At 40.7% G+C, this 24,190-nt stretch carries 16 protein-coding genes; 11 read left to right on the top strand and 5 right to left on the bottom strand.

The window, feature by feature from the left end:
* Nucleotides 1–98 precede the first annotated feature (98 nt).
* Nucleotides 99–329: an HTH domain-containing protein gene (locus FPE01S_RS25355; RefSeq protein WP_072053953.1), complete on the top strand. Its 231-nt coding sequence runs from the start codon at nucleotides 99–101 to the stop codon at nucleotides 327–329.
* Between the two features lie 37 nt (nucleotides 330–366).
* Here FPE01S_RS25355 and FPE01S_RS04990 read toward each other — a convergent pair whose 3' ends face one another.
* From FPE01S_RS04990 to FPE01S_RS04980, 3 genes are read right to left on the bottom strand one after another with little or no spacing between them, the layout of a single operon-like run.
* Entirely contained in the window at nucleotides 367–1,836 is a 1,470-nt protein-coding gene (locus FPE01S_RS04990) for a TolC family protein (protein WP_052955519.1), read from the bottom strand.
* On the bottom strand, nucleotides 1,836–4,880 hold the full coding sequence (locus FPE01S_RS04985) for an efflux RND transporter permease subunit (RefSeq protein WP_046367728.1): 3,045 nt from the start codon (nucleotides 4,878–4,880) through the stop codon (nucleotides 1,836–1,838). Before FPE01S_RS04985 ends, FPE01S_RS04990 begins: the two co-directional genes overlap by 1 nt.
* A 40-nt stretch (nucleotides 4,881–4,920) precedes the next feature.
* Nucleotides 4,921–6,096 (bottom strand): efflux RND transporter periplasmic adaptor subunit, encoded by a 1,176-nt coding sequence (locus tag FPE01S_RS04980; RefSeq protein WP_046367727.1) that lies wholly within the window; start codon nucleotides 6,094–6,096, stop codon nucleotides 4,921–4,923.
* Nucleotides 6,097–6,765: 669 nt separating this feature from the next.
* On the opposite strand from FPE01S_RS04980, the gene FPE01S_RS04975 reads away from it, so the two are divergent.
* The 7 genes from FPE01S_RS04975 (at nucleotide 6,766) to FPE01S_RS04950 (ending at nucleotide 13,966) form a co-directional block, all read left to right on the top strand.
* Entirely contained in the window at nucleotides 6,766–7,956 is a 1,191-nt protein-coding gene (locus FPE01S_RS04975) for a DUF4934 domain-containing protein (RefSeq protein ID WP_046367726.1), read from the top strand.
* Nucleotides 7,953–8,582 (top strand): hypothetical protein, encoded by a 630-nt coding sequence (locus tag FPE01S_RS04970; protein WP_046367725.1) that lies wholly within the window; start codon nucleotides 7,953–7,955, stop codon nucleotides 8,580–8,582. Before FPE01S_RS04975 ends, FPE01S_RS04970 begins: the two co-directional genes overlap by 4 nt.
* 96 nt (nucleotides 8,583–8,678) lie before the next feature.
* Entirely contained in the window at nucleotides 8,679–9,755 is a 1,077-nt protein-coding gene (locus tag FPE01S_RS04965) for a glycoside hydrolase family protein (protein ID WP_157473901.1), read from the top strand.
* An 83-nt stretch (nucleotides 9,756–9,838) separates the two neighbouring features.
* Nucleotides 9,839–11,095 carry a glycosyltransferase gene (locus FPE01S_RS04960; RefSeq protein ID WP_046367723.1) on the top strand — a complete coding sequence of 419 codons (1,257 nt, stop codon included), beginning with the start codon at nucleotides 9,839–9,841 and terminating at the stop codon, nucleotides 11,093–11,095.
* A gap of 28 nt (nucleotides 11,096–11,123) precedes the next feature.
* On the top strand, nucleotides 11,124–11,363 hold the full coding sequence (locus FPE01S_RS25350; RefSeq protein WP_072053952.1) for a helix-turn-helix domain-containing protein: 240 nt from the start codon (nucleotides 11,124–11,126) through the stop codon (nucleotides 11,361–11,363).
* Nucleotides 11,364–11,486: 123 nt separating this feature from the next.
* Entirely contained in the window at nucleotides 11,487–13,139 is a 1,653-nt protein-coding gene (locus FPE01S_RS04955) for a LicD family protein (RefSeq protein ID WP_157473900.1), read from the top strand.
* A 107-nt stretch (nucleotides 13,140–13,246) separates the two neighbouring features.
* A complete protein-coding gene (locus FPE01S_RS04950) occupies nucleotides 13,247–13,966 on the top strand; it encodes an NTP transferase domain-containing protein (protein WP_046367721.1) in 720 nt (239 codons plus the stop codon).
* Nucleotides 13,967–14,010: 44 nt separating this feature from the next.
* On the opposite strand, the gene FPE01S_RS04945 is transcribed toward FPE01S_RS04950, so the two are convergent.
* Entirely contained in the window at nucleotides 14,011–14,886 is an 876-nt protein-coding gene (locus tag FPE01S_RS04945) for a choline/ethanolamine kinase family protein (RefSeq protein ID WP_046367720.1), read from the bottom strand.
* A gap of 728 nt (nucleotides 14,887–15,614) precedes the next feature.
* Here FPE01S_RS04945 and tnpA point away from each other — a divergent pair.
* The 3 genes from tnpA (at nucleotide 15,615) to FPE01S_RS04925 (ending at nucleotide 17,493) form a co-directional block, all read left to right on the top strand.
* On the top strand, nucleotides 15,615–15,881 hold the full coding sequence (tnpA, locus tag FPE01S_RS04935) for an IS66 family insertion sequence element accessory protein TnpA (RefSeq protein ID WP_046367718.1): 267 nt from the start codon (nucleotides 15,615–15,617) through the stop codon (nucleotides 15,879–15,881).
* Between the two features lie 69 nt (nucleotides 15,882–15,950).
* Nucleotides 15,951–16,769 (top strand): IS3 family transposase, encoded by an 819-nt coding sequence (locus FPE01S_RS04930; protein ID WP_369403726.1) that lies wholly within the window; start codon nucleotides 15,951–15,953, stop codon nucleotides 16,767–16,769.
* Nucleotides 16,770–17,034: 265 nt separating this feature from the next.
* Nucleotides 17,035–17,493 (top strand): hypothetical protein, encoded by a 459-nt coding sequence (locus tag FPE01S_RS04925; RefSeq protein WP_046367716.1) that lies wholly within the window; start codon nucleotides 17,035–17,037, stop codon nucleotides 17,491–17,493.
* A 371-nt stretch (nucleotides 17,494–17,864) separates the two neighbouring features.
* Here the strand turns inward: FPE01S_RS04925 and FPE01S_RS04920 are convergent, their stop codons facing one another.
* The gene (locus FPE01S_RS04920; RefSeq protein ID WP_046367715.1) at nucleotides 17,865–24,068 is read right to left on the bottom strand and encodes an FG-GAP-like repeat-containing protein; all 6,204 of its coding nucleotides are present in this window, start codon (nucleotides 24,066–24,068) and stop codon (nucleotides 17,865–17,867) included.
* Between the last annotated feature and the right edge of the window lie 122 nt (nucleotides 24,069–24,190).

The following is a 24,190-nucleotide window of genomic DNA, read 5'->3' as shown; positions in this document are numbered from 1 at the left end:
TGCCTCTCATCACGCAAACGTTTGCATTAATGATTGATTTACTCTCAAATTTTAATAGTTTGGTGTCATAAACCTTCCTATAATTCAATTCGGAAATAATGGCAAAGCATGTAATTGACCGCTTAGATCGATTGGACAATTTAATTCGGACTAAGTCCACGGGCACGCCACAAGATCTTGCTAATAAATTGAATATTTCACGAAGCACACTGTATGAATACATTGGACTTTTGAAGTCAATGGGTGCGCCAATTTCATTTTGTAGACGTCGAAATAGTTTTTACTACGAGGTCGAAGGAAAATTTCACTTCAATTTTAAAGCGAGTTGAATTTTCAGAATGGTTGTAAGGATTGTATCCTGGCGATTCATTTACTCTGTAAAGAATTTTGGTTGTCATTGTACAATGGGGTATTTGTTTCAAAATCAAATAGCGTTAATTTTCTCATCAAATAGTAGCTATCCCAAAATTGTCTGAGAGCATCTATGTAGCTCCTTTTAGCGTTGTCTTTTTCTATTTGTGCCAAACTCAGATCAGTGATTGATAGCTTTCCAACTTGATAGAGTTTGGTTGCGATTGCATATCGCCGTTGGGAAACAGAATCAGAAGTTTTAGACAGGGCGATGTTTCTTCTTAAAAGTTCTATACTTTTTGCTTGCGTAATTATCTCCTGAACCAGGATGTTTTCTTCTGATTCATTATTGAATATTGTGAACTTTTCTAATGCCGATGCAGTGTTAAATCTTGCTTTTCTACGCCCCCAGTCTACTACAGGAATGTTAAATCCGATATTTAGCCTTCGTTGATCTTTTGGATCATGATATGTTTGACCTATGTTTTCGCCTGTATTGTTATATCCAAGGCTTGCTGTCAATAGTACTTGTTGCTTGTCGGCTTTTGCTTCGGCCATATCTCGCTGGGCTTCCTGCTTTCTTCGTTCGAATGTAATAAAGGCGGATCGATTGGTTCTTGCATATTCTATTGCTGATTCAGCATTTACTGAAAAGAATGTGACATTGTCAGGAATTAGCAATTCGTAGGTGTTATTATTGTTCAAGCCAGAAAATGTTTTCAGGTTCAGATTTGAAGTTTCAAGATCATATTTAGCTTTTTCTAGGTTTTGTTGACTTAACAACACTTGCATCTCTAATTGAAGTATTTTGTCTTCAGTTGTGGTTCCTAATTTGATTCGTTTATTTTCTGTTTCATAATTCAATTCTGCAGCTTGCAGATTGGACGAGGCTATATTGATGTTAGTTTGCGCGTTTAATACTGAAAAAAAAAGGTTGACAGATGTTCTTGCGATTTCTTCCATCTGTTCAATGTATATCCTTTTCGATTCTTCAAATTTTAGTGGTTCAATCCGTTTTTTCCATCGAAGCTCATTAAATGCAAATAGGGGTTGTGTTAAGCGTATGTAGATGGGGGTGGCATTGAATTGTTTTTCTTTTGACTGAAAGTCATCAAACCTGGTTAGATCAGTGTTAACCGAAACCTCACCACCAGTGAGGGCGATTTTCTGACTTAGGCCTAAACCAAAGTTGGAGTTTGTTTGGCTTATTGCTTGAAATTTTATTGTACCGTCCGGTTGGCGAACAGCAAGGTATTCTTTATTATAGGCTGGTGCGTTTCCATAGAAAGTGATTTGCGGTTTGTATTCACTTTTATAGCTTTGGAATTGGTAGTAGCTTATCTGTTTTTGGGTTTCTGTTAGCTTAAATTTCATTGAACTCGATTGTGCAATTTTGATTACGTCATCGAGTGAAAGTTGTACATTTTGGGCACTGGCGGCAACAAAATGTAGAGTAGTGGATATGAGAACTAAATATTGTTTCATCATTTAATTTTATTCTTCCATTTTGTGAAATACCAATATGCCAAGGGGATAAACCAGGTGGTGAAGAAGGTGCCCACAGTCAACCCGCCGATGATCACTATAGCCAACGGTTTTTGCATATCATTACCAATGCCGCCAACAAATAGTACGGGAACTAAGGCTATACTTGTTGTAAGTGAAACCATTAGAAGCGGCTTTAGGCAAAGGTCTCCGGCTTCGTGGATCATCTTATATAGTAGATCCTTATCGTGCCTTAAGCCTTGCGCCAGATACTTGTTTTCTAGTTTGTTTAGTGTATCTATCTTTAGAATTGGGTCGTCAACGATAAGGCCCAGAATTACTACAAATCCAATAATTGCCATAATATCCAGTGTGCCACCCGCCAGCCAGAGTGTAATAGCGCCGCCTGTTATTCCTAAAGGGATTGTAAGCATCACTAGGAATGGTTGTATGAGATTCTCGTATTGAATAACAAGGATGGTATAGAGTAATATCAGTACTATGAAGAAGATATACCATAATCGTTGACTATGTTTTTTGCCATCTATATATCGTCCGACGAATTGAACATTGTAACCTGAATCAAGTGCATATTTTTTTATTTGTTTTTGCAACATTTCGGGATCGAAAGTTTCTTCACCGAAGTTGATGGATTTGTATTGACCCGACTTGTCTGATGTGTAATACTTTGGGGTACTCGAATAGGAAATCGTAATGAACTGGTTTAGTGGATAGTAAGCATTGTTATTTCCCTGAATCACTGTGGCGAGCTGATTCGATATTTGGTTTTGGTTAGTTTTTAAGAGGATTGATCTTATTTCTCCAAATCTTTTAATATTTGTTATGGTATAGTTGCCAAACAATTCATGAAGTTTAGTTTCTATTTGCTCCTTGGTTACCCCGTAAAGAGCCATTTTCTGATCATGTAGTATTAAGTCCACCATGATCTCCTTTTGGAATTCGTCACCTAGTTTGAAAGATTTATTTTTAATGGAATCAATCACATGCTGTAAATTTTTCCAAGCTCCTTCCCCTCCCTGGTTTAATATTGGTTTAAAGCGCGCTTCCAGAAATGGGGCACTGGTAGAAAATAGTTGAGTAAATGCGTTGGGTGCATCCAGGATTTGATAAAAGGCGTTCGGATAGTAATTTTCAATCCAGTTCCTTACGGTCTGATCCATTTTGGTTTTTTCTGATTCGGTATCGCAAGCATAGTAGAGTTCGGTATTCAGTACTGCAGATTTTTCTTGCTGGATGGTAAATTGTTGTATGCCGATTTCGGCTTCAGTTACATTACAACCTCCTTGGATTTCTCTCAAAAGTGATTTTGTTCTGATCAAATTTTCATTTGCGTCGATTGGCGAATTCCAGTCTATGTGGATCATGCTTTCCTTCCGTTCAATTTTTGGAAGTCCGTTAACTGGCATTTTTGCAAGAATGAATATTCCAATAGGCATTAGTGATATGGTAATTAGTAAGTATATTTTATTATGGCGAAGTATATGATCAATCATTTTGTGATATGCGACTGAAACATATTTGTAGAATACTGAATCGTCGTTTTGATTACTGGCGTTGTTATTTGATATTTGCTTGTATAATATCGGTACCAGAATGAAAGCGACCAATAATGAAACGCACAATGATATTGTTAATGCTATGCTTTGGTCGAATACAAGTGCTCCTCCTACTCCGCTTAGAAGAATTAATGGTAAATAGACGGCTACTGTAGTAAGTACCTGACTTATTACAGGAACGATTACTTCATTTGTTCCGTTTATTGCACTATCAATAGCAGTCATTCCATTTTTCCTTTTTCTACTTATACTATCAATTACGACTATTGAATTGTCAATTAGCATCCCGATTCCCAATGCTAGTCCGGACAATGAAATGATGTTAAAGGAGATGTCAAATAGATAGAAGAATATGAAAGTAATTATCAAAGATGTTGGTATGCTTATACTCATGAGAAATGGTGAAACCCAATTCCCTAAGAATAAGAATAGTAGCAGGATTGTGAGTATGCCTCCGTAGATCAAATCCTGATATAAGTTTGAAATTCCCGCTTCAAGTAGGAATGATTGATCCTGGCTAAGCGAAAAGTCAATATTTGGGTAGTCTTTTGTGAATTGCCGTACTTGTTCTTTAATTTTGGGAACTAATTCATTCATGCGGCTATCCGGCTGTTTTTGGATAGTTAGTACCAAGCCTTCTTTATTGTTAAATAAATGAAAGCCTGTAGGTTTCTCTGAAATCCAGCTTATTTTTGCGATCTGTTGTAATTGCAGTACAGTTCCATTTTTGGTAGTAATTGGTAGCCGTGCTATGTTGTCTGCTGATTCCAACGCATTGGTTACTTTAATGAAGTAGCGATACTGACCATCTCTAACACTCATGCCTCCTAGATCTTTGTTGGCATTTTGAATTGTTCTAGTTAAATCATCTTCGTCTAGATTAAGCGCGATTATCTTTTCCAGGTAAGGCGTGACTGTTATCACTCCATGTTGTTGTCCACTAATATCTACGACGGAAACACCTTCCACTTGTTCCAGTCTTTTTCTTAATATTTTTTCCGATAGTTCTGATACGCCAAGATATTCTGATTGGGATTTTGGGGTAACCTGGACTCTAATAATTGGTATATCAGAAGTGTTGGTCCTAATTATAATTGGACGTTGCATGTCCCTGGGGAAACTACTCGATAGTTGATCTAGTTTTTCGTTAGATTCAATATAGGCAAGGTTCATTTTTGTCCCATACTCAAATATTAGGGTAACAATGCCATAATGATTTGCCGAGCGACTTTCTATCTTTTCAATATGGCTAATGGTTCCTAGACTTTCTCTAATTGGCCTGATAATATTCTGTTCCAGGTTGAATGCAGCCGTATTTGGATAGTGGACCAGAATTACAATACGAGGAACGTCAATATTTGGTAGAAGTGATACTGGTATTTTCCAGAGTGATGCTAGTCCAAAGATGATGACAACAATAAAGCTGAGCAATATTCCTATTGGACGCTTGATAAGGTACTTGGTCATAAATTGGAATTCTCCGGCTTAATAGCTGATGATTATATTCTTACTTTTCATGCGTTGAGTCGTTTTGTTCAACGGGTGCATCGTGTGCCAGTTGTAGATTATTGGTCGTAATAATTTTCATTCCTTTTTGCAGGCCATTAATTATTTCTGCTTCTATTCCGTTATCACGCCCGACTTTTACATTATGCCATTTGGCTTTTCCGCTTTCTAGAGAAAAGACCACAGGGATACCATTTCGCATAGCTATGGCGTCTTTTGGCACCAGGATGGACTGACCCATTGGAATTTTGATCATAGCAGAACAATTCATACCTGGGTATAGTACTATTCTGTCAAACCTGCCGATAGGTTTGCCTATTTTTAGTTTGACATTTGCCATGCCGTTTTCTGCGATGTAAGGATCTATTTCATCTATTATTGCCGTAAACCTGTTTTCTGAAGAGGAAATTGGGGATACTTCGGCAGGCATACCAGATTTGAGCAGGATAACGTCAGATTCCAGCACATTCACTTCTAGGAATAGGTTATTGTTGTCATAAATGTGGAATAGCTCTTGTTCTGATTTTAGTGTTTCTCCCCCTTGGATTTTTACATCTGACAGTACTCCGTTAAACGGTGCTCGTATTATAGCCTTATTCAGTTCATATTGAATCTCTCGGATTTCAAGTTCTGTTGCAGATACACCAGAGCTAATTCTTAGTTTGGTCCTGATGGCTTCGGCTTCACTCTCAGTTTTACCCTTGAGCAGGTATTCATACCCAAGAAGCTGGCTCTCGTATTCCTTCTGATTGTTAAACAATGAGAGTTTCGCTTTTTCAAGCCTTAGTTGAATGGGAGTCGTTTCAATTTCGGCTATGATACTTCCAGTGGAAAAAAATTTTCCAGTCTTTGCCTTGGATGAGACCAGTTTTCCATTAATCTCTGTTGATACAATTTGTTCATTTTGAGCTTTGACTTTTCCATTTGAATTAATGATATACTGAAACTGGCCCAGCCGACTAGTTGCTACTGATACCTTAATGGGTTCGATCTTGTCCTTTTTTATGTTTATTTCTTTTGCCAGGCTGCTTTCTGGGCTGTCAACGCATGAGGTTAGCAGGAATGTCCAGCATATCAGTATGAACGAATATGGCAAGTGAACGGAGGGCCTCCGTTTTAGGTTGCAAATCCAAAGAATTGGAAGATATTCTCCTTTGACTAAAGTGTTTATGTTCATATTGTTTTAACCAGGATGTAATGGATTGAAAATGATATGGACGAATGTTGTTGTGTATTGGCTTGTTATATTCGTCGCAATAAATGAAATATTTCCAGTTTAAAGTGTTCCGTCCGGTGTGGCCGGACGCCTATTGTAATTTCCTTTCATGACCGTTTTCGTTTTCGATTTTTAGGGGAAACAACCTGCTAATTTTGGAGCAGATTTAATTAATCTTCTGCGTCCTGCATGGTCGGACTAAAGGTCATTAGTTTTGGCAGGTTCGTTTCAATTAATGGAATTGGAACATTTTTTAATTAACTAATCACAGTTATGAATGCTCAAAAGAAATCTCTCAGGAAGATTACTATGACAGCTGGCGTCATGGCTATGTCTGTTGGACTTTTAAACACATTTTCATTGGAGTCGATGGCTCAGACTACCACAGGCGGAGGCGGCGGTGGAATGGGTTGTTACCAGCTAGTTACGTTGGAGTGTGGGGCGGGCGTGGGGCAATGGACCTATTGCAATTTTACTGGAGTTTACGGCGCTCCATACAATTGTACTGGCGTTTCTTGCTTCGGCACATTTTCATCCAGAAATTGTGTGCCTAAATAGTAATTCCAAGGAGGAGACGCAACTTTCTGGATGTTGTCTCCTCCTTTAAACCCTATGTAGATAATTTTCGTTATGGTTAAAAGTACGTTTGCCTATTTTATTTTTGCTTTGTTACTATCCTGTCAGGATAGTCCGGTCGAGAGTCTTACCTACACAAAGATACTCGTTGACAATAATGTTCTTGTAGACAAATTCGATCTTTCTGAATTTATACAAGATGTCCGAATTATTCCTTTAAGTGAAGAGCAAGGGAATTTCATGGTTGGTGTTTTTAAATTGATACCATTTAAAGGGAATTATATAGCGTATGACAGGAGGGGGTCAAAGCTATTGCTATTTGATAGTGCCGGGAAATTTCAAAGGGTTGTTATGAAAAATGGTGATGGGCCTAATGATGCACTGAATATTCATGATTGTTGGGTAAATGGAGATGGAAATTTGCAGGTTTATGATTATGCTCAGTTTAAGATATATACGTTTGATTCGTCGTTGGCCCATTTTTCAGTCACGAAAGGATCAGAGTTTTATCACTTTTCAAGCATTAGGGATATTCCAGGTACCAAATCTTATGCGGGATATGCTGATTTCAATCAATTTAACGCGCCGTATAAGGGCAAACTGTTTCATATAGGAATTTTGAATGAGCAGCTTGATTTAACTGGGGTTGACAATACTTTTGAACGCATTTTTGAAGGTGTCCCCTGGCTGACATTTAGTAACCATTATTTTCCATATAATGACACGTTGAGATTTTTTGAATCGTATAACAATTCCGTTTACGATATTTCTACTCAGGGTGCGACTGTTAGGTATAAAGTTGCATACGAGAGAGATAATTTACCAGAAGATGTATTGCCAATTGTCAGAGAACATTTGGAAAAGTATAAAGACCCTCATACAACACCTAACGAAAAGGCTGCCTTTTTAAAGAAGTATGCAAGATTAAATGGGCGTTGGATTGAGAACGAAAAGTATATATATTTTGTTTCCCGGGATAGCAAAGGGGAGTTTGGAGATACATTTTTTACCCTTTATAACAAACAGCAGGGTAAGGTTGTCGCCAATACTAAAACGTTTACTGTATCAACCAAATTCGGATTGACGCTTCCTACTTTGGAGGCTTATGATAAGGTGACTGATGAATACATTGGAGTCGTAAATGGAATAGATCTGAAGGATATGGTGAGTAGAAGCAACACTTTAAGTGGTTATTTGAATCAGGACCTTGATGTAAACTACCTAGTAAAAGTAAAATTCAAATGAAAAGAATAAATCATATTGTTTTCTCTTTTCTTTTAGTTGTTTTTTGCGGAGTTGTGATATTTTACTATAGCCAACTAATAAGGACCAATGCGATGTTGAAGCGTTCTAATGTCGAACTAAAGGACAGCATGAATTATGTTAATTTCAAACTTCAATATGTAACACAACAAATTGACCTTGCATTTAAAGAAGGAAATCGGGCTGTGACGCTAGAGAAAGTTCTGGCCTATCACCTGAAAGATGGGAAAAGGCAGCAGCCTTTTAGACTTAGTGAGTTGGCTACTGGAAACAAGCGAAAGTTAATTATCAGGTATACAGAGATTGGGTGTAATCAATGTGCAGATAAGGTTGTTAGTTTAATTAAGAGTAATAAGGGAATTGAGAGAGACTATGAGACTATAGTTTTGGTAGATTTTTCTAACTATGATTCTTATTTGAAATGGAGGAAGATATCTGAGGTTGATTTTCCGGTATTTTGGGTTAAGAAAGGTGATATGCCCTATGGAGTTGAAAAGGATAATAATTCTTATGTATTCGTGTTAAATCCTAATGCTGCAGCTACTTCATTTTTTATTCCTGATAGCAGATTTGAGTCTTACATCGCTACTTATGTTAATACTTTATGATGGTATTGCGATTTTGTAATTGCTTCCTCTTAGAGATTCTTAATGGTGGTTCTTGGTTAAAATATTTTTGGAGGAGAGCTATAAAAGATGTTGGTCATGAAACTGATTGGACAAGGTGACGACGTTATTTCCAGGATTTCAAATTACTTGCTACTTAATTCAAGTTTTAATGAAAATATCGGGTTTTTTAATGGGAAAGGAGCTGTTGTATTGTATAAATATTGCCTAAGTGGTGATTTGCCGGTTGACTACTACGGAGGTTTAGCATTTTCATTTATTGAGGAGATTATTTCGCAAGTTGGTAGATATACGCCAGTGTCATATGGATGTGGAGTTTCTGGATTTGGTGCTTTGCTTGAATTATTGGGGGATCAAGGATTCTTGCAAGACGATATTGCTGAAATTTTGGGGGAGAGTGAAAACTTTATATTGGATGCACTTCGCGTGAATGGAACAAAGGACATTAGTATCGTTAATGGAGTTGCTGGTTTGGGTCTCTATTTTCTATTTAGGTATAATTCCAAATATACGTTAAGGGAGACTGACAGATTAAAGTATAGAGAGGCCGTCAGTTTAAGTGTGGAGCAAATCGGAAGGTGCTATCAAACTAGCGTTTTACCTGTGATGGGAATATTTACTGGATTACCAGGCGTTTGCCTTTTTTTGTTACAGGTTGCGAAAATTGATTGGTGTGAGTCACCGGCAAAGACACTACTTAATTCTATTTTGGGTCATTGTTTTTCTCATTTAAGAAGGTCTTTGTTTTCATGGGAGCAGCTGGAGTGCTATTTTGTGTTATTCAGGTGTTGCCGCTTTGATGGTAGTTTTTTGAGTTATCAGGAGATTCTTGCTTCTTTTGAAAAGTGGATTGCTATCGCAGCGACAAAGGTTGGAAGCATTCCATTCAGCGACATCGGATTTGCTAGTTTATGGTTGTACTTTATCGGTAACGATAACAATATTTTGGAAGCGAACGTACTTAGTTCTGAATTGAGGCAATCCTTACATGGTAGTTTGAAGGAAAATGCTTTGCCAAGATTGTTTCCATTTTCTGAATCGGAGAGATGTGTTCCAATAGGTCTTGATCGAGGAGTTTGTAGAGTTGCTCTGCCGTTGATTTCTATGGAAAGAGGGCGATTCGAATGGCTTCCGTTAATTGGAGTCGTTAATTGACAATAAAAAATTGGTTCGAGTTTTGAATTTGGGGGTATGTACTGGTATCATTTCGACTTACTATTTCAAATTAGATAAATGGTATGAAAACGATGAAGAACATTGTTTTGTTCTGTAGCGATCAAATGCAAGGATTTTTCGGACTAGGGGCCCATACTGATGAATTATTGGCGATTTTTGGCAGGCAGGAGGACATTGAGGTAACGATTATTGTTACAGAATGCCGCAAATATCCTGAAGTAAAGAGATTTGACAATGACCGGCTGCACTACGTACATATTCCATGTCCAGGCAATGGTTTATTCCTTTCTGCCAGTGTTGATAACATTACAACTGTCCTTGGGAAAAGAATTCTCCAAGTAATTTATCCAATACTGGCAACGAAAGAGAATTTGGTTTTTTTGTTTAACTCTATTTCAGAATTGAGCCTGGTGAAACAGGTAAAGGATTTCTTTAAATGCACTGTAGTTTATGTTCATCATGGATGGTCTTGGAAAGATTGCATTAAGGTAGAAGATTCGGTTTTTGCACAAGAATGGAAAGACAGAAATGTATCTTTTTGCCCAGAGGCATTTTTTAAGACGGAGTACCAGCTTGCAATGGTTGAGGCTGCAGATGGTGTAGTTACAGTTACGAATTGTGCAAAGGAATTCTTTAAAGGTGTATTAGGGGTTGATGAAGAAAAATTGAATATTGTATACAATGGAATTGCAGAACCGGAATTTGTAAAGTATGATAAGATTGCAATCAGAAAGGAATTTGGGATTGGTGAAAGGGAGAAGATTGTATTGTTTTCGGGTCGAGTAGTCGCTAATAAGGGTGTCTTTTTTCTTGTTGAAGCTTTTAGGTCTCTTTTGAAAGATTGGCCGGATAGTAGATTGGTATTGATTGGGATGGGTAGTTTGGGAGAAGTGCTGCGGAGCGCTGAGCCAGTTTGGAGTCGAATTGTTCTTACTGATAAGATTTCTCGGGAACTTCTGCAGAAATGGTATGCTATTGCAGATGTTGGTGTATTGCCATCCTTAATGGAGCAGTGCAGTTTTAGTGCTATTGAAATGCGGTTTTGGTCAATACCATTAGTCGTTTCAGCTGTAGATGGTTTGCAGGAGATGTTTGACGACGGGATTGATTGTTTGATGATACCCGTTTCTCACGATGACAAGGGTGAGCGTACGTTGAAGCCCGTAGAGATTACTGTACGTATTGACCGGCTATTGAAGGATAGTAACCTTTCAAAACGCCTTACTGATACGGGCATCACTAGGGCTAGGAGTTTGTTCACAAGTCAGCTTATGGGAGATTCTTATTTGCAGTTGATTGACCGTCTTATTGAAAAATGACTATAGGGTTTCTAACATATTTCCTCGTATGTCACAAAAGGTTATTCATAGGATAGTTAGATTGGATTTCTTGATTCGGACAAAATCTACTGGTACACCAAAGCAGTTGGCGAAAAAACTTGCGATTTCTGAGCGAACGCTATATATCTACATTGCCTTTCTGAAACAACTGGGTGCAGTTATTAGGTATTGTAGATCTCGAAATTGTTATTATTATGAGGAAGAAGGGTATTTTATTTGTGGTTTTGTGAAGTCTGGTGTTTCTTGATTGAAAGTTGGTGGACAGTTGCCGGTATAATATGGGTAACGTGATAGAATTCGTCAAGTTGATTTTACAACCGATTTGAGAATAGGTGTCTTTACACTGGAAGCATCATAATTGTGATAAAGAATGAATAGTATTTTGAGAAGTTCTGTCAATAGGGTTAGAGAAATGTTGGATCCTATTGTACCGGATTGGTTTGTTATAGGCGGGACATGCTTGGGGTTTGTGAGGGGTGCTAAATTTATTTCTCATGATCCTGACATTGATATTGGTATTCTGGATGCTGATGAATCGTTGATACAGAAGATTATCGAAAGTTTACCGGTTGTGAAGATTTGGCGATACAAGGGTGAAATTCGCGAGGTTACGCTCATTTTGGATTGCCAGGTGGATATATTTTTTTTGACGAGGTATAAGGGCTATGTTGTGGAAACGGTTTTTGCTGAATCTTTGAATCGCGTTCGATTTTATGGTTATGCACCATCTATTTTTGAGGAGGGAGTAGAGAAGGTATTTCTCGATGGCGTGACCGTCAATGCATTGAAGCGAAGTGTTGACTATTGTGAAGTTTTGTTTGGTGAGAGTTATAGGGTTTCAAATCCAGATTGGAATTGCTGGAATGATCCAGGGAATATCCTATTTGAGGATTTGATAATTAGCAACGAGTCCATTGCTAATATGACAATGTTGGGGCCTGCGAATTTTGAAGAGAATGTTAGGGTTTTTCTAAAATCTATCTCGGAGATAGTTGTTACGAGGGCAAAGCCTTTGTTGAATACGTCAGTTAGTGATGGATGTCCGCCTGCTATAGTATTCTTATATTACTATGCTGAGTCGATTGCTGAGCCGTCGTATTTCAATTTCTCAAATTTTTTGCTATTAAGAAATAGTAAGTTGTTATTTGAAACACTTGATGAGAATTTATTTCAATTGGTGCCAAATGCCGTTTATACCTATCATTTGTGTGTCAACGGATTTGTTAGCATGGATGATATTGAGTTGCTCAGCAAATATGATTCTGTAATTATTCGATTTATAGAAGTTTCTGATATCAGGAGTGATTTCGTTGATTTAATTGGCGCGTATTCATACCTAATAAATAGATCGTTAGACGAACAACCATTCGATGAGAAAATCACTACAAAATTGAATGACTGTTTATCAAATCACTTGTCGCTATTACTCGAAAGAGTAGCTGATGTTTTTACCGGATTGGTTTCCGGGTGCGCTGACTTTAAAGGCGAAAGTAGTTTATTTGTTGCAAGGGCGATATTGTTTGTATTTAAATGTAGATCGTCGAAAATATTTTCGACAGAGCTAGAATGGCAATTGGGTCAGTTTGAGTGTCTTATTAGGAGTAAGGTAAATGATTGCTTAATTAGAGATGACCTTGAGTTTGACTTTCCAGTACTATATTCATTTTCGTTGGCTGTAGCGGAGGATCAGATGGAAATTGTAAGAAAGCGATTTTTTGACCTGGATTTCAATTGTTCCAATAGCGTTGGAGACTTAGCTGTGGTTATACCCAGAATTCAATCCTGTATCCGTTTGTGTAGAGTGCTTGAGATTTCTCCACAGCAATATGAAAAGTTGCATGCAGTAATTAACAACCTCTTGTATCGGAATGGGGTTTTAGCGCTAGATCCTTATAAGAGTATTGGAGGGTTTGGTGAGATTGGTTTAAATTGTGGTCTTACTGGTTTTGGCTTGTGCCTGGTGTCACTGTTTAGTGAGGATTCCAGTCTATTGAATTGGGACGAGCTAATATTATTATCCTAATTGAAACGGACCTTTCAAGTTTGGAATGTTCAAGAGTCTCTTAATTGGTTTTAGTTTTGTTTAGCCTGAATAGGTCTAGTAATGTATGGTAATCAAAATTCTTGCGTATGAATGCAATTATTCTGGCAGCTGGCTTAGGAAGTAGGATGGATAGCCTTACTAAGGAGACTCCTAAGCCCCTATTGAAGGTAGGTCCGTTGCCAATTATCGAAACTCAGATTTGCTACTTGAAAGAAATCGGAATCGAAGAGATTTATGTGGTAGTCGGATATTTGAAAGAACAGTTCAATTATCTGGAGAGAAGGTATGGTGTTTGTTTAATTAATAATACTGAGTTTAACAAATTTAATAATATCTATTCTCTTTATGTTGCAGCAGAGTATTTTGGAGATTCCTACGTACTTGAGGGGGATGTTTATTTGTATAGGAATATTTTAAAAGCTGGACTACAACACTCCGCTTATTTTTCTGGATTAAGATCAGGATTTCATAAAGAATGGGTATTGGATGTTTCTACTGATCAAGTACTTCAGGGAATTATAGTGGATACAAATTTGGAAAGTGAGAATATCGGTTCCAAAGCGTATATAATGTCAGGTATTTCTTTTTGGAATTTTCGAGATGCGTTGATTATTAAGGCAGCCTTGAATGCTGTTATTGAAGAGATTGCGGTTGATGACAATAGTAGTAAAAGATGGTTATTTTGGGACCAGTTGGTCGTTAATAACCTCGATAGACTTCAAATTAGGTTAGAAGAGATTGGCTCTGACGACTGGCATGAAATCGATTGTTTGAGTGAGTTGAATGTGGCTCGTGGGGTTGTTTGACTTAGTATCATTTTCATTAGCTTGTTCCATTGGCTTATGGATGCTCAAAGTTTATTTATTTTTAGTTTAGCTCTGTTATAACGCGTCAATCCATAATGTTTACAATCCTGACCATATTGTGTCTTTAATTCCGCCCAAAGATACCAAAGCAGATCTTGTAGTGCTTTTAGGTATTCTAGAGAACGGTATACAGCGGTGTCAAGTGCTGTCAATTCATAGTAAGTTTCTAGAAACAGCTTTTCTTCTTCATAACTCAAGGAGTTTTCCAGTGAGTATGATGCAAGATCCCAGATAGGATTGTTCATGCCAGAATACTCCCAGTCAATAAGGTATATGTCAGTTTTAGAGGATACAATAAAATTTTCACCCACCAGGTCGTTATGGCAGGCGCAGGTGCTAGTGTATTTTAGTATTTCAGAATTTATTCGGTGGGCATAATACTTACTAGTGATGCTTTCAAAGTCGCTTTCTATTGTTATAGATTTTTCATAAATGGACGTTAGGTAAAACTTGATTAGAGTGAAGGGTTTAAAATTGTTTTTGAATGTTATATTGGAGCTATGTAGTCTTCTAATGAAGCGTGCGATGTTAATTAGTTGTTCCTGTTTTGACACGTGGGAACGATTGTCCTCTACGTAGCGTGTAATTTTTATTCCGGATTTGTTATCAAAGAATAGATGGTCAACCGTTATATTTAGTTGTTGTATTATTTGGGTGTTTCTCAATTCGTTATTTCTGTTGACCAGGATTTCGGTGGCATTCCCTGGAATTCTAACAATAACTGTACTGCCGGTTGTTAAAGAGCATTTGTAATTTCGATTTGTCATTCCGTGCTGGATTAATTCAATTTTGCCTATTTCGGTAGCGGCGGCGACTTTTGAATCAGCTAAATACATGATAATCAAGTCCAGATCTGTCATTTGTTGATAAGGTTGGTTTTAGGAATTGGAACTAAATTCGGGAATAGAACTGCAAAATTATTGCAGTATAAATAATTATATTTGAGCTGGATTGTGATGAGAATTTGATGATGAATTCGATAAGGGAATTGAATTTTTGGCTGCTTAATTTATTATTCATAAAACTTGTAATAGTATATGACCGAATTCCTTTTAATTAGTCGACCTACTGGAATTGAGTGGCTATTTGTTGTGTTGTATGTTACTTATTGGATTTATCTGTTTAAAGAAATAGTCACTTTGCTTTCTATGCCGAATAAGAGTTTTTTTTACAAGCTGATTTGGTTGTTTATCTTACTGGCAGTACCTATTCTTGGTCTAGTCGCTTATAATGTGTTGAAACAACCGGAATTGAAATAGGAATAGTAGAGACCTTGCTTGCGATTTGCTTAACCGTGGCGATTTCGTTATAGGTACCTTGACTGGTTTAGTATAGCGATGGTTTCATTCGCTATGGAGTTGAGTTTATGTATGTTGTCACGAGACTAATTAGATCATTCCCACTATAAGAGGGGAATTTTTATTTTATTTTGAAATCTGCTTTTGTTATTTATTCGATAAGGACGGGCATAATGCATAAACGATATTTGACATGTCGCAGAACTAAGCTGTTTCTGCCAAATTGAAAGCTTCCCTTTAAATCGTAGCGATTGTTAATAGAAAACAATTGTAGTTTTAAAGTCGGAAAAATGAAAAAGCCAAAGTTTACAGAATCCCAGATCATCGGGATTCTAAAGCAACAGGAAACAGGTAGAACTGTAGCTGACATCTGTCGGGAACATGGCATTAACCAGGCTACATTTTATAACTGGAAGACCAAATATTCTGGCCTTGAAGTGAATCAGCTTAAAAAGCTCAAGGAGTTGGAAGCGGAACTTGCCCAGTACAAAAGAATCGTAGCCGAACAGACGCTTCAAATAACCGTTTTAAAGGACGTTGTTGAAAAAAAGCTCTAGGGCCTGCTGAAAAGCGAGAGCTGGTAGACTTTGCTCATCTGGAGCACAAGTTAAGTCTGCGGCAGGCCTCTGTGTTGTTCAGCATACAACCCTCAGTATTTTACTACAAACCCAAGCCAAACAAGCATCAGGAAGTACGCGATCAGCTGCAGAATTAGCCGCTATCAATATCGTTGGGGATTCTGGATGATGCATCATCGTTTGCGGAACCTGAACTTTCTATGGAACCATAAGCGGGTGTACCGGATCTATACAGAGATGGGCTTGAACCTACGCAGAAAGCGCAAGAAAAGGTTACCGGCAAGGATCATGGAGCCATTATTGCAGCCTATTTATCCAAATATCACCTGGTCCATGGACTTAATGCACGATGCTCTGAACAACGGCGTTTCCTTTCGGTCATTTAACATTATCGATGACTACAACCGGGAAGCCCTGGCAATCACCATGGACACCAGTCTTACCAGCAAACGGGTAATACGGGAATTGGACCAACTGATTGCCTGGAGAGGGCAACCCACCAAAATCAGGGTTGATAATGGCCCCGAATTTATTGCAGACGCCCTTGCCCAATGGGCGTTCCAAAGAAATATTGATATTAAGTTCATAGAAAAAGGAAAGCCCCACCAGAGCGGGTTCATGGAAAGATTCAATCGCAGCTTCAGGGAAGAAGTATTGGATGCATATGTATTTACACGGCTGAAGGAAGCACAGATGATGGCCCATTCCTGGATGTGGATTTATAACAATCAACGGCCACATCAATCCCTGAACTATCAACCACCGGTAGCTTTTTTGCAAAAGCATCAACAAACCGATTCATTTCCAACATTCCAGCGTGATGGTGAAATTGAATGGAAATCCCTAGTTTTAAACGCTACTAATTGAGGGGAGTTTTCACAACTGTTAACATTAACGGAATTTCTCTATGGGATGCGATGCAGAATACAACAAATATTTTCGCAAATTTATTTAACGAATCATTAAATCGTACTTTCGAACAGGGTGCAAGGACTTTTCAAAATTTGTCTATAAAAAGCGGCGAGGGCGCTTACATCCTTCTGCCAATTTAATGCCAATCTTAGCTTTTTAATCTATCAGGGAAATTTATTTTCCGTCTGACGAGACGGAATTAAATCAATTTCATTCGTATTTGAAGGAATTTAATGGAAAGTATTTTGATGCAATTCAACTGAAACAACTCGGCGAAGTATTAATTGCGACAAACTCTTCCGGACTTCGCGATATAATTGCATTAAAGTTTATTGAAGCAAATCACAGCGGTAGCGAGGAATACATGGTTACTGCTATAAAAAAGAACATTCATACAAAGTTTGTAAGTACGCTTATTTATGCGTGTTCTCAATTCGATTGTGCCGAACACTTTCAATTATTTGTCGACCTTCTAATTCTTAAGCGCGATATGTCTTTTGTTGATGCTTATTATGCAATAGTTGCAATAAAGAAGCCAATTTATTTTGGTGATCGCGAATACGGGGTAAATAAGCTAAGAGCTTTTTTGGAATGTTGTGACGATGATTATCCATTGTTTTCTGAAATAAGGGTTGCGATAAAGACAATTGAACAAATGAACGTTGGATTAAAAGAGTAGGAAGTAAAGTAAGTACTTGTAGATTAGTAAGATCACCTGTGTCCAGTGAGAGAAGGTTGGGTCTCAAAATATTTATCAATCGTGTTTAATACTTTCGCCCCTTTTCTTGAGATTTATCCTTTCATTTTGAAGGAGAAGTATTATTCGCAAGCAATGATTGATACCCTTCTTCTTTTACAAATGCCTGGCTCATAACACATCTTTCGTAGGATAACAACCTGGTGCACGAAATGTTTCTTTCCGGATATAACAAAGTGTGTCTGCACTTTGGCTTTTCCATAAAGCGAAAATGGACCGGCAACCGGTCCATTTTCAGGGAAAACATCCGGCCGCTGCATTTACCCGGCCGGGTTATTCAGATATATACCTGTTTATAGTTTAATAAAGCGCAAACGTAACGGCAGGCCATTGTTGCGCCTTAATAGCGCAATATAATTACCCCGCGGCAAACTACTAATTGGGATAGAGATGCGCGACGGGTAAACTGGTGGTAAATTCATGTGGAATTGCAGCGTTCCGCCCAGGTCGAATATGTCCAGGGTCTGCCAGCCGTCAAGAGTATTCAGGCTGTCAATTACCAGCATGCCGTTTGTAACAGGATTGGGAGCAATCATGCCAGATCCGGCCTGCAGTGAAAGCAGGTTAAATACCAACACATTGCTTTCTGTGATGAAAGTCGTCCCGCAGGGTGATGTACAGGAAAGGAGCATGCGCAGCTTATCACCCTGTTGCATTGGCTGGTAGTTCCATGCAGCCGTAGTTGCAAAGGCGATATTTTGCCAACCATGTGACTTCGTGCTGTCTTGCCATTGATAGGTGGACGATCCCTGGCAATTAATCGGATTGGCGGTGACTACGACAGTGCTGCCTGCCACCACATCTGTGCTGCCTGTGATGTTAACCGCAGGCACCGGAGACGCATCCAGGGCAATAGTAATAGTATTGCTCAGTATCGGTGTGCCGGGCAGACAGGTTGATAACGTATTCATGACCACCTGGATCAGGTCACCGGTTTGAAGCGAATTATCAGTGTAGGTAGCATAATTGCCGCCAACCGCAAGGTTATTTTTCTTCCATTGGTACGACTCGGTTCCGGTGACAGTTGACGGAGAAGCGGTAAAGGTTACCGGTGCACCTGTACAGATTGGTGATGGTGAATAGGCGATACTAACAGTGGGTGCAACCGTTGCATTCACAACCATTGCAATGGTGTTGCTCGTGTCCATCACCGGCGCAGCACATATCGCATTGCTGGTCATGATAACCCTGACTTGTGCGTTATTGGTTAACGCAGTTGTTGTAAAAATGCTTGTATCACTACCGGTGTTGACTCCGTTAACCTGCCATTGCCAGGAAGGATTTGTTCCCCCGTTGTCTGAAACAGCTCTAAAGGTAACAGCAGTACCTGCGCAAATATCTTTTGCTGTTGTCGAAATAAAGGCGAAAGGCGTTACTGCGTTTCTGGAGATATCCAATACATAAACGGTGCTGTTTTGCATGGCATTGACAACACACCTGTATTGGTAACTGCTCCATGCTTTTGGTATGTTTTTCAGGTGCAGGCTGGCTGTTGAAGATCCTGAAAAATGGCTGTCGTTTGCGATATCAACAAAGCCATTTCCGTCGTTCTGCTGCCATTGGTAACTGGTGCCCGTAATATCGGAAATGATGCTGGTATCCGCACCCGGGCACACGCTGACCGGAATGCCGGTTCCAATAATATTACGGAGGAAAACAGTTATTCCCGCACCTCCTGTTACAATATCAGGACGACCATCGTTATCCACATCAGCAATGACAATGTTGTCTGGATCCCTCCCGATGGGCAGATCTACCCCGGGAAGCATGGAGATTGAACCGGCAGTACTGTTGTTGCAAAGCACGGAAATGTTTTGGGTGTATAGGTTTGCAGTAGCCAGGTCTGGTTTACCATCACCATTAAGGTCACCCGCAGTAAAATTCCAGGGACCCTTACCGGTGGGAAAATTCAGGCGGGGAGCGAAATTAATATTGCCGGATGAACTGTTGTTGGGGATGATAGAAATGTCGTTGGAAGAAAAGTTGGTAACGGCAATGTCTGTTTTCCCGTCGCCGTCAAAATCGGCACCAGCGATGCCAGAGGGCCATTCATTCGCCGGATAATCAACTTTGTTGGCAAACCTGATGGCGCCCGGAACACTGGTGTTGCGGAATACTGCCACTCCTTCGCTACCTTCTGAAATTGAGGAAACCAGGATATCTGGTTTGCCATCGCCATCAACATCCCTGGCGGTAACGCCGGTGGGATAGTATGAAAAGCCAAAATCAATGCGGTTGTCCAGCATTATATTGCCGGGTGTACTGAGGTTACGGAAAACTGACAGGGTTCGCGCACTATAGTTCACCACGATAACCTCGGGTTTGCCATCTTGATCGATGTCAAGGATGAGTCCGTCCATTGGGTCTGATCTGTCAACGCCCGTCTTTTGAGTGATCGTTTTTTCTACAGTGATGTTGCCAATGTTACTTGTGTTCCGGAATACAACGAAACTGTGTCCGTCATGACTGATGCCAATGATATCAGGACGGCCATCGCCATCGAGATCGCCCGCTACCGGATTTGCTCTTGGTAGTCCGGCCGGGATAACCTGCATTTGGTCAAAACTGATGAAACCAGGAGAGCTTTGGTTTCTCTCAAGGACAAGATCGTTATTGTTGGCAATCATCAGATCAAGTTTGCCATCGCCATCCAGATCGCAGAAAGACCCGGAACCGCCGATTCCTGTTACAGGAGCTGCAAAGGATGCCGCGGTAATGGTAGTGGTGCCACCGGGGAAAGATGGGCTGAACCAATCCGATGAGTAAGCGATGAGATTATTGCAGGTTACGGTTATTGGTTGGTATGAGGCGCCGGCAGGAACAGTAACTGTCAGTGATGTTGATGAAGCAGCGGTTACGATTGCTTTCACCCCACCGAAGTTCACAATATTATCAGCAGCGGTTGTGCTGAACCCTGTTCCGGAAATCGTAACGCTTGTACCGGTACTGGCAGATAGCGGTGTGAAGGACGAAATTACCGGTGGTAACCCGAAAGAAAATCCGGCTTTTACCGCGGTACCCAGGCTGCTGGTAACTGCTACTTCTCCCGAGCTGCCATTGTCAACAATAGCGGTGATGCTGGTGGATGAATTCACTACGAATGAAGCAGCTGAAACGCCGCCAAATTTAACCGAATTGACTCCTGAAAAATTATAACCAGTTATGGTAACTGAAGTTCCCTTTTTACCAATTGCAGGAGTAAAGGACTGCACAAAAGGTTCGGCCTTTGTGCTATTGAAGTGAATGGATATTGATTGGTTGCCCCCGGAGCAGTCAACGATGTCGCTTTTGCCATCTTCATTGAAATCTCCGATAGCAATCATGTGTTCTCCGGGATTTGTTGGGTTACCGTAGTTCAGTTTAGTTGCCAGGCTGATGTCGCCGGGCTCACTCAGGTTTTTGAAAACACCACGGTTGGCGTTCCAAAGTCCCGTCGCAATATCAGGTTTTCCATCGCCGTCGAGATCTGCAAGTGCAATACCTGAAGGGCTCGAGGTGGCGTCAAATTGAACCGGATCAGCCAAAACACCGGCTCCCATATTCCGGCGCACAACCATCCGGGATGCCCAATAGTCACCCATAACGATGTCTGTGCGTCCATCGCCATCCATATCAGCGGCAGCAGCATAAGAAAGTGTGTATCCCGCGTAAGTAACCGGAGTATCAAATTTAACCTGGCCCTTAACAGACTTGTTGGTGACTACATAAAGCTTTGTGTCTGTTGCCTGAGGTACTACAAGTTCGGGTTTGTTGTCGCCGGTCAGATCAGTCAGTAATATATTTCTCCCTCCTGGTGCAGCTATTTCCATCGGGGTGGCAAATAAAATGTTTCCCGGTTCACTGGTATTCCGATAGATCGAAGTGCCATATTGGTGGAAATAACAGGTTGCAATATCTGGTTTACCATCACCGTCAACATCACCCATGATTATACCGCTTAGCCCGTTTGCTGAAGGTAACATGGTTGGCGGGGCCATCGCCAGATTGCCTGTTGTGGACAGGTTCCGGTAAATATTAATAGTGGTGTCATTGGTTGCTGCCAGCTCAGGTTTGCCGTCGCCATCCAAATCACCCAGGGAAATAGCATCCGGTGCTTCCAGGGGGAGGAACAATGGTTTTCCGAAACTTACAGTGGTAGCCGTACCAGTATTGCGATAAATGAAAATGCCATTGTCCGTGATAAGGTTTCCATACGCGGATACCACCAGGTCCAGTTTGCCATCGCCATCTACATCTCCCACCTGTAATTTTTGGGGATAATAGTCCGGGGAAGTATTGACCACAGCAGAGTCGGCAAAGGAATTGCCAGTGATGCTTCCCCCATTTGGAAAGGTAACCAGGAACGGCGTAGCGGAACAGGCACGCAGGTTGTTGCTGAGTACATTGATGGGTTCGAAACTTGCTCCAACCGGAACTTTGACCGTTAGTGAGGTAGTTGTGCCACTGGTAATGGTTGCCCGTATGGAACCGAAGTAAACAACGTTTTGAGATGGTGTGGCGTGGAAGTTCGAGCCCAGAATGGTAATGGAAGTTCCAACCGGACCGGACATTGGTGAAAAGGAACTGATTACCGGATTAGGATACCAGGTGAACCCCGGTAATATGGAATTGCCCCCGGGGGAGGTCACCTTAACGCTCCCTGTCGCCTCTGCACCAACTATTGCAGTTATGGTAGTTGAGGACTGGACAGTAAAAGAAAGCGCCGGTTTATTTCCAATGCTGACTGATGTAGTACCGGTAAATGATGTTCCCGTTATGGTCATAATGGTTCCTTCGGTTCCTTTGATCGGTGTAAAGGAAACGATAGTGGGGATGGAAACAAATCCAGCCTGAGAAGCGCTTCCGCCTGTAGTGACGACGGTAACATCACCCGATCCGGAAGACGGCGCTATTGCGTTGATTGTGGTGGAGGAGACGACTGTAAATGTTGCCGGAACATTGCCAATGGTGACTGTGGTAACATCGTTGAAATTTGTTCCGGTAATGGTAATCGCTGTTCCTGCTGTTGCCGACAAGGGTGAAAAAGCGCTGATTGCAGGTGGCGGCAGGTAGGTGAACCCGGCCAGTGATCCGGAACCGGTCCGGGTATATACAGTCACTTTCCCTGATGCTCCCTGGCCAACCGTTGCAAGAATGGTTGTTGGCGACAGTACGGAAAAGCCTGCACGCTCGCCGCCAAACGTAACAGCAGTAACGTTATCGAAATTTTTGCCAGTAATGGTTACCGGTGCACCGGTTTTGCCTGACGACGGGCTGAAGGCGGAAACAATAACCTGCGGATAAAACTGTACATACTTTACAGTAGTATCTGAACTGCTGCCATTCGTTACAATCAGCTTTATGGTATCGGTCAGATCGGTAAAATCCGGTGTATAGGAAGAATGATAGGAAGTTCCGGATGATTTTTCGTTCACCAGCCATTTAAAGGTATAGCTGCTTCGGGAGTAGTTTTTCAGGTTAACGATTCCTGTTGCCGACAGACCGGCAGTATCAATTTTGAAATAGGACTTTGCCAGAGGTGTACCTCCGCTGTTGGTACTGAGTTCGAGCAGCCCGTGGCCTCCACCTGCCCAAAACTGATTGTTGTTAAGAAAATGAAGGTCGTTGTGTGAATAGCCAAGATAGGCGAAGGCATTGTCTCGTGGCAGGGGTTCCCAGGTAATGCCCCCGTCAGTTGTTTTGAATACAGTATTTTGTCCGGAGAACGCATACCCGGTATTGGCATCAGTAAATCGCATCCGGCTGGTTGCAAAAGGAGTAGCCTCGCGGTCATTCAATAAGGTCCAGCTGCTTCCGCCATTGGTGGTGGCATAGAAATAAGCGTAACGGTCATCACGAATGCTCATCCAGCCTGTGGAGGGATTCAGGAAACAGGCATATTGCATTTTGCCACCAGCGACAGGATAGGTCACTTGCTGCCAGCTGCTGCCACCGTCTGCTGTTCTGACCAGTTTGTTGGCCTTATAGTCGCGACTGCCCGCAAAGACGTTGTTGTTGTCGGGAGCTTCAAGAAAATCGAAATAGCTATCCGCTTCAGTTTTTACGATTGACCAGTTTAACCCCCGGTCTGTTGTTTTCAGGATCCTGTCGGCATCTATCGCATAACCCACACTGTTATTTTCCGGGAAAATCATGTCGGTGACTCCTGTCCTGAGTTGCATCTGGTCAAATTGCGAATGAAAAACCAGTTTAAAATTGTTGCCGCCGTCTGTTGAACTAAGAATGGCAGGGACGAGCCCATAATGGCCCCATGCCAGCAAGGTGTTCTTGTCAAATGCTTTTACGCCGGAAATTCCGAATCCGAAGGTGAGGTTTACGGAATACCCACTAATGTTAACATTTGACAGGGTGATTGGTTTTTTTGTAAAAGTGTGACCGCTGTCTGTGGTAAAGCCTATCCAGTCACGGAAGGCCACATAGCCCTCCCTGGCGGAGTAAAAGCTGATCTTTCTAATCTCATTTTCAGGTGCAGTATTGTCCAGGAATACCTGGCGCATTTGAGCGCTGGAAAAAAAGACGCTAAATAACAGGATAAATGAAATGATGCACTTTTTCAAGGGTAAGGTCAGGGGCATAAGCGGTTTTCCGTCACTGTTAGCGAGGCGGTGGCCTAAATTAA

Origin of the sequence: Flavihumibacter petaseus NBRC 106054, from assembly GCF_000974785.1 — a bacterium.
GTDB lineage: Bacteria > Bacteroidota > Bacteroidia > Chitinophagales > Chitinophagaceae > Flavihumibacter > Flavihumibacter petaseus.
The sequence above is the reverse complement of the archived record's forward strand: the minus strand, read 5'-3'. Positions and strand labels throughout refer to the sequence as shown.

What these genes read in the sequence shown, in the direction of transcription:
- FPE01S_RS04945 (WP_046367720.1), bottom strand. Translation starts at nt 14,886, where the DNA reads ATGACAGATCTGGACTTGATTATCATGTATTTAGCTGATTCAAAAGTC.
- FPE01S_RS04985 (WP_046367728.1), bottom strand. Translation starts at nt 4,880, where the DNA reads ATGACCAAGTACCTTATCAAGCGTCCAATAGGAATATTGCTCAGCTTT.
- FPE01S_RS04965 (WP_157473901.1), top strand. Translation starts at nt 8,679, where the DNA reads ATGAAACTGATTGGACAAGGTGACGACGTTATTTCCAGGATTTCAAAT.
- FPE01S_RS04990 (WP_052955519.1), bottom strand. Translation starts at nt 1,836, where the DNA reads ATGAAACAATATTTAGTTCTCATATCCACTACTCTACATTTTGTTGCC.
- FPE01S_RS04980 (WP_046367727.1), bottom strand. Translation starts at nt 6,096, where the DNA reads ATGAACATAAACACTTTAGTCAAAGGAGAATATCTTCCAATTCTTTGG.
- FPE01S_RS04920 (WP_046367715.1), bottom strand. Translation starts at nt 24,068, where the DNA reads ATGCGCCAGGTATTCCTGGACAATACTGCACCTGAAAATGAGATTAGA.
- FPE01S_RS04955 (WP_157473900.1), top strand. Translation starts at nt 11,487, where the DNA reads ATGAATAGTATTTTGAGAAGTTCTGTCAATAGGGTTAGAGAAATGTTG.
- FPE01S_RS04975 (WP_046367726.1), top strand. Translation starts at nt 6,766, where the DNA reads ATGGTTAAAAGTACGTTTGCCTATTTTATTTTTGCTTTGTTACTATCC.
- FPE01S_RS25350 (WP_072053952.1), top strand. Translation starts at nt 11,124, where the DNA reads ATGTCACAAAAGGTTATTCATAGGATAGTTAGATTGGATTTCTTGATT.
- tnpA (WP_046367718.1), top strand. Translation starts at nt 15,615, where the DNA reads ATGAAAAAGCCAAAGTTTACAGAATCCCAGATCATCGGGATTCTAAAG.
- FPE01S_RS25355 (WP_072053953.1), top strand. Translation starts at nt 99, where the DNA reads ATGGCAAAGCATGTAATTGACCGCTTAGATCGATTGGACAATTTAATT.
- FPE01S_RS04970 (WP_046367725.1), top strand. Translation starts at nt 7,953, where the DNA reads ATGAAAAGAATAAATCATATTGTTTTCTCTTTTCTTTTAGTTGTTTTT.
- FPE01S_RS04960 (WP_046367723.1), top strand. Translation starts at nt 9,839, where the DNA reads ATGAAAACGATGAAGAACATTGTTTTGTTCTGTAGCGATCAAATGCAA.
- FPE01S_RS04950 (WP_046367721.1), top strand. Translation starts at nt 13,247, where the DNA reads ATGAATGCAATTATTCTGGCAGCTGGCTTAGGAAGTAGGATGGATAGC.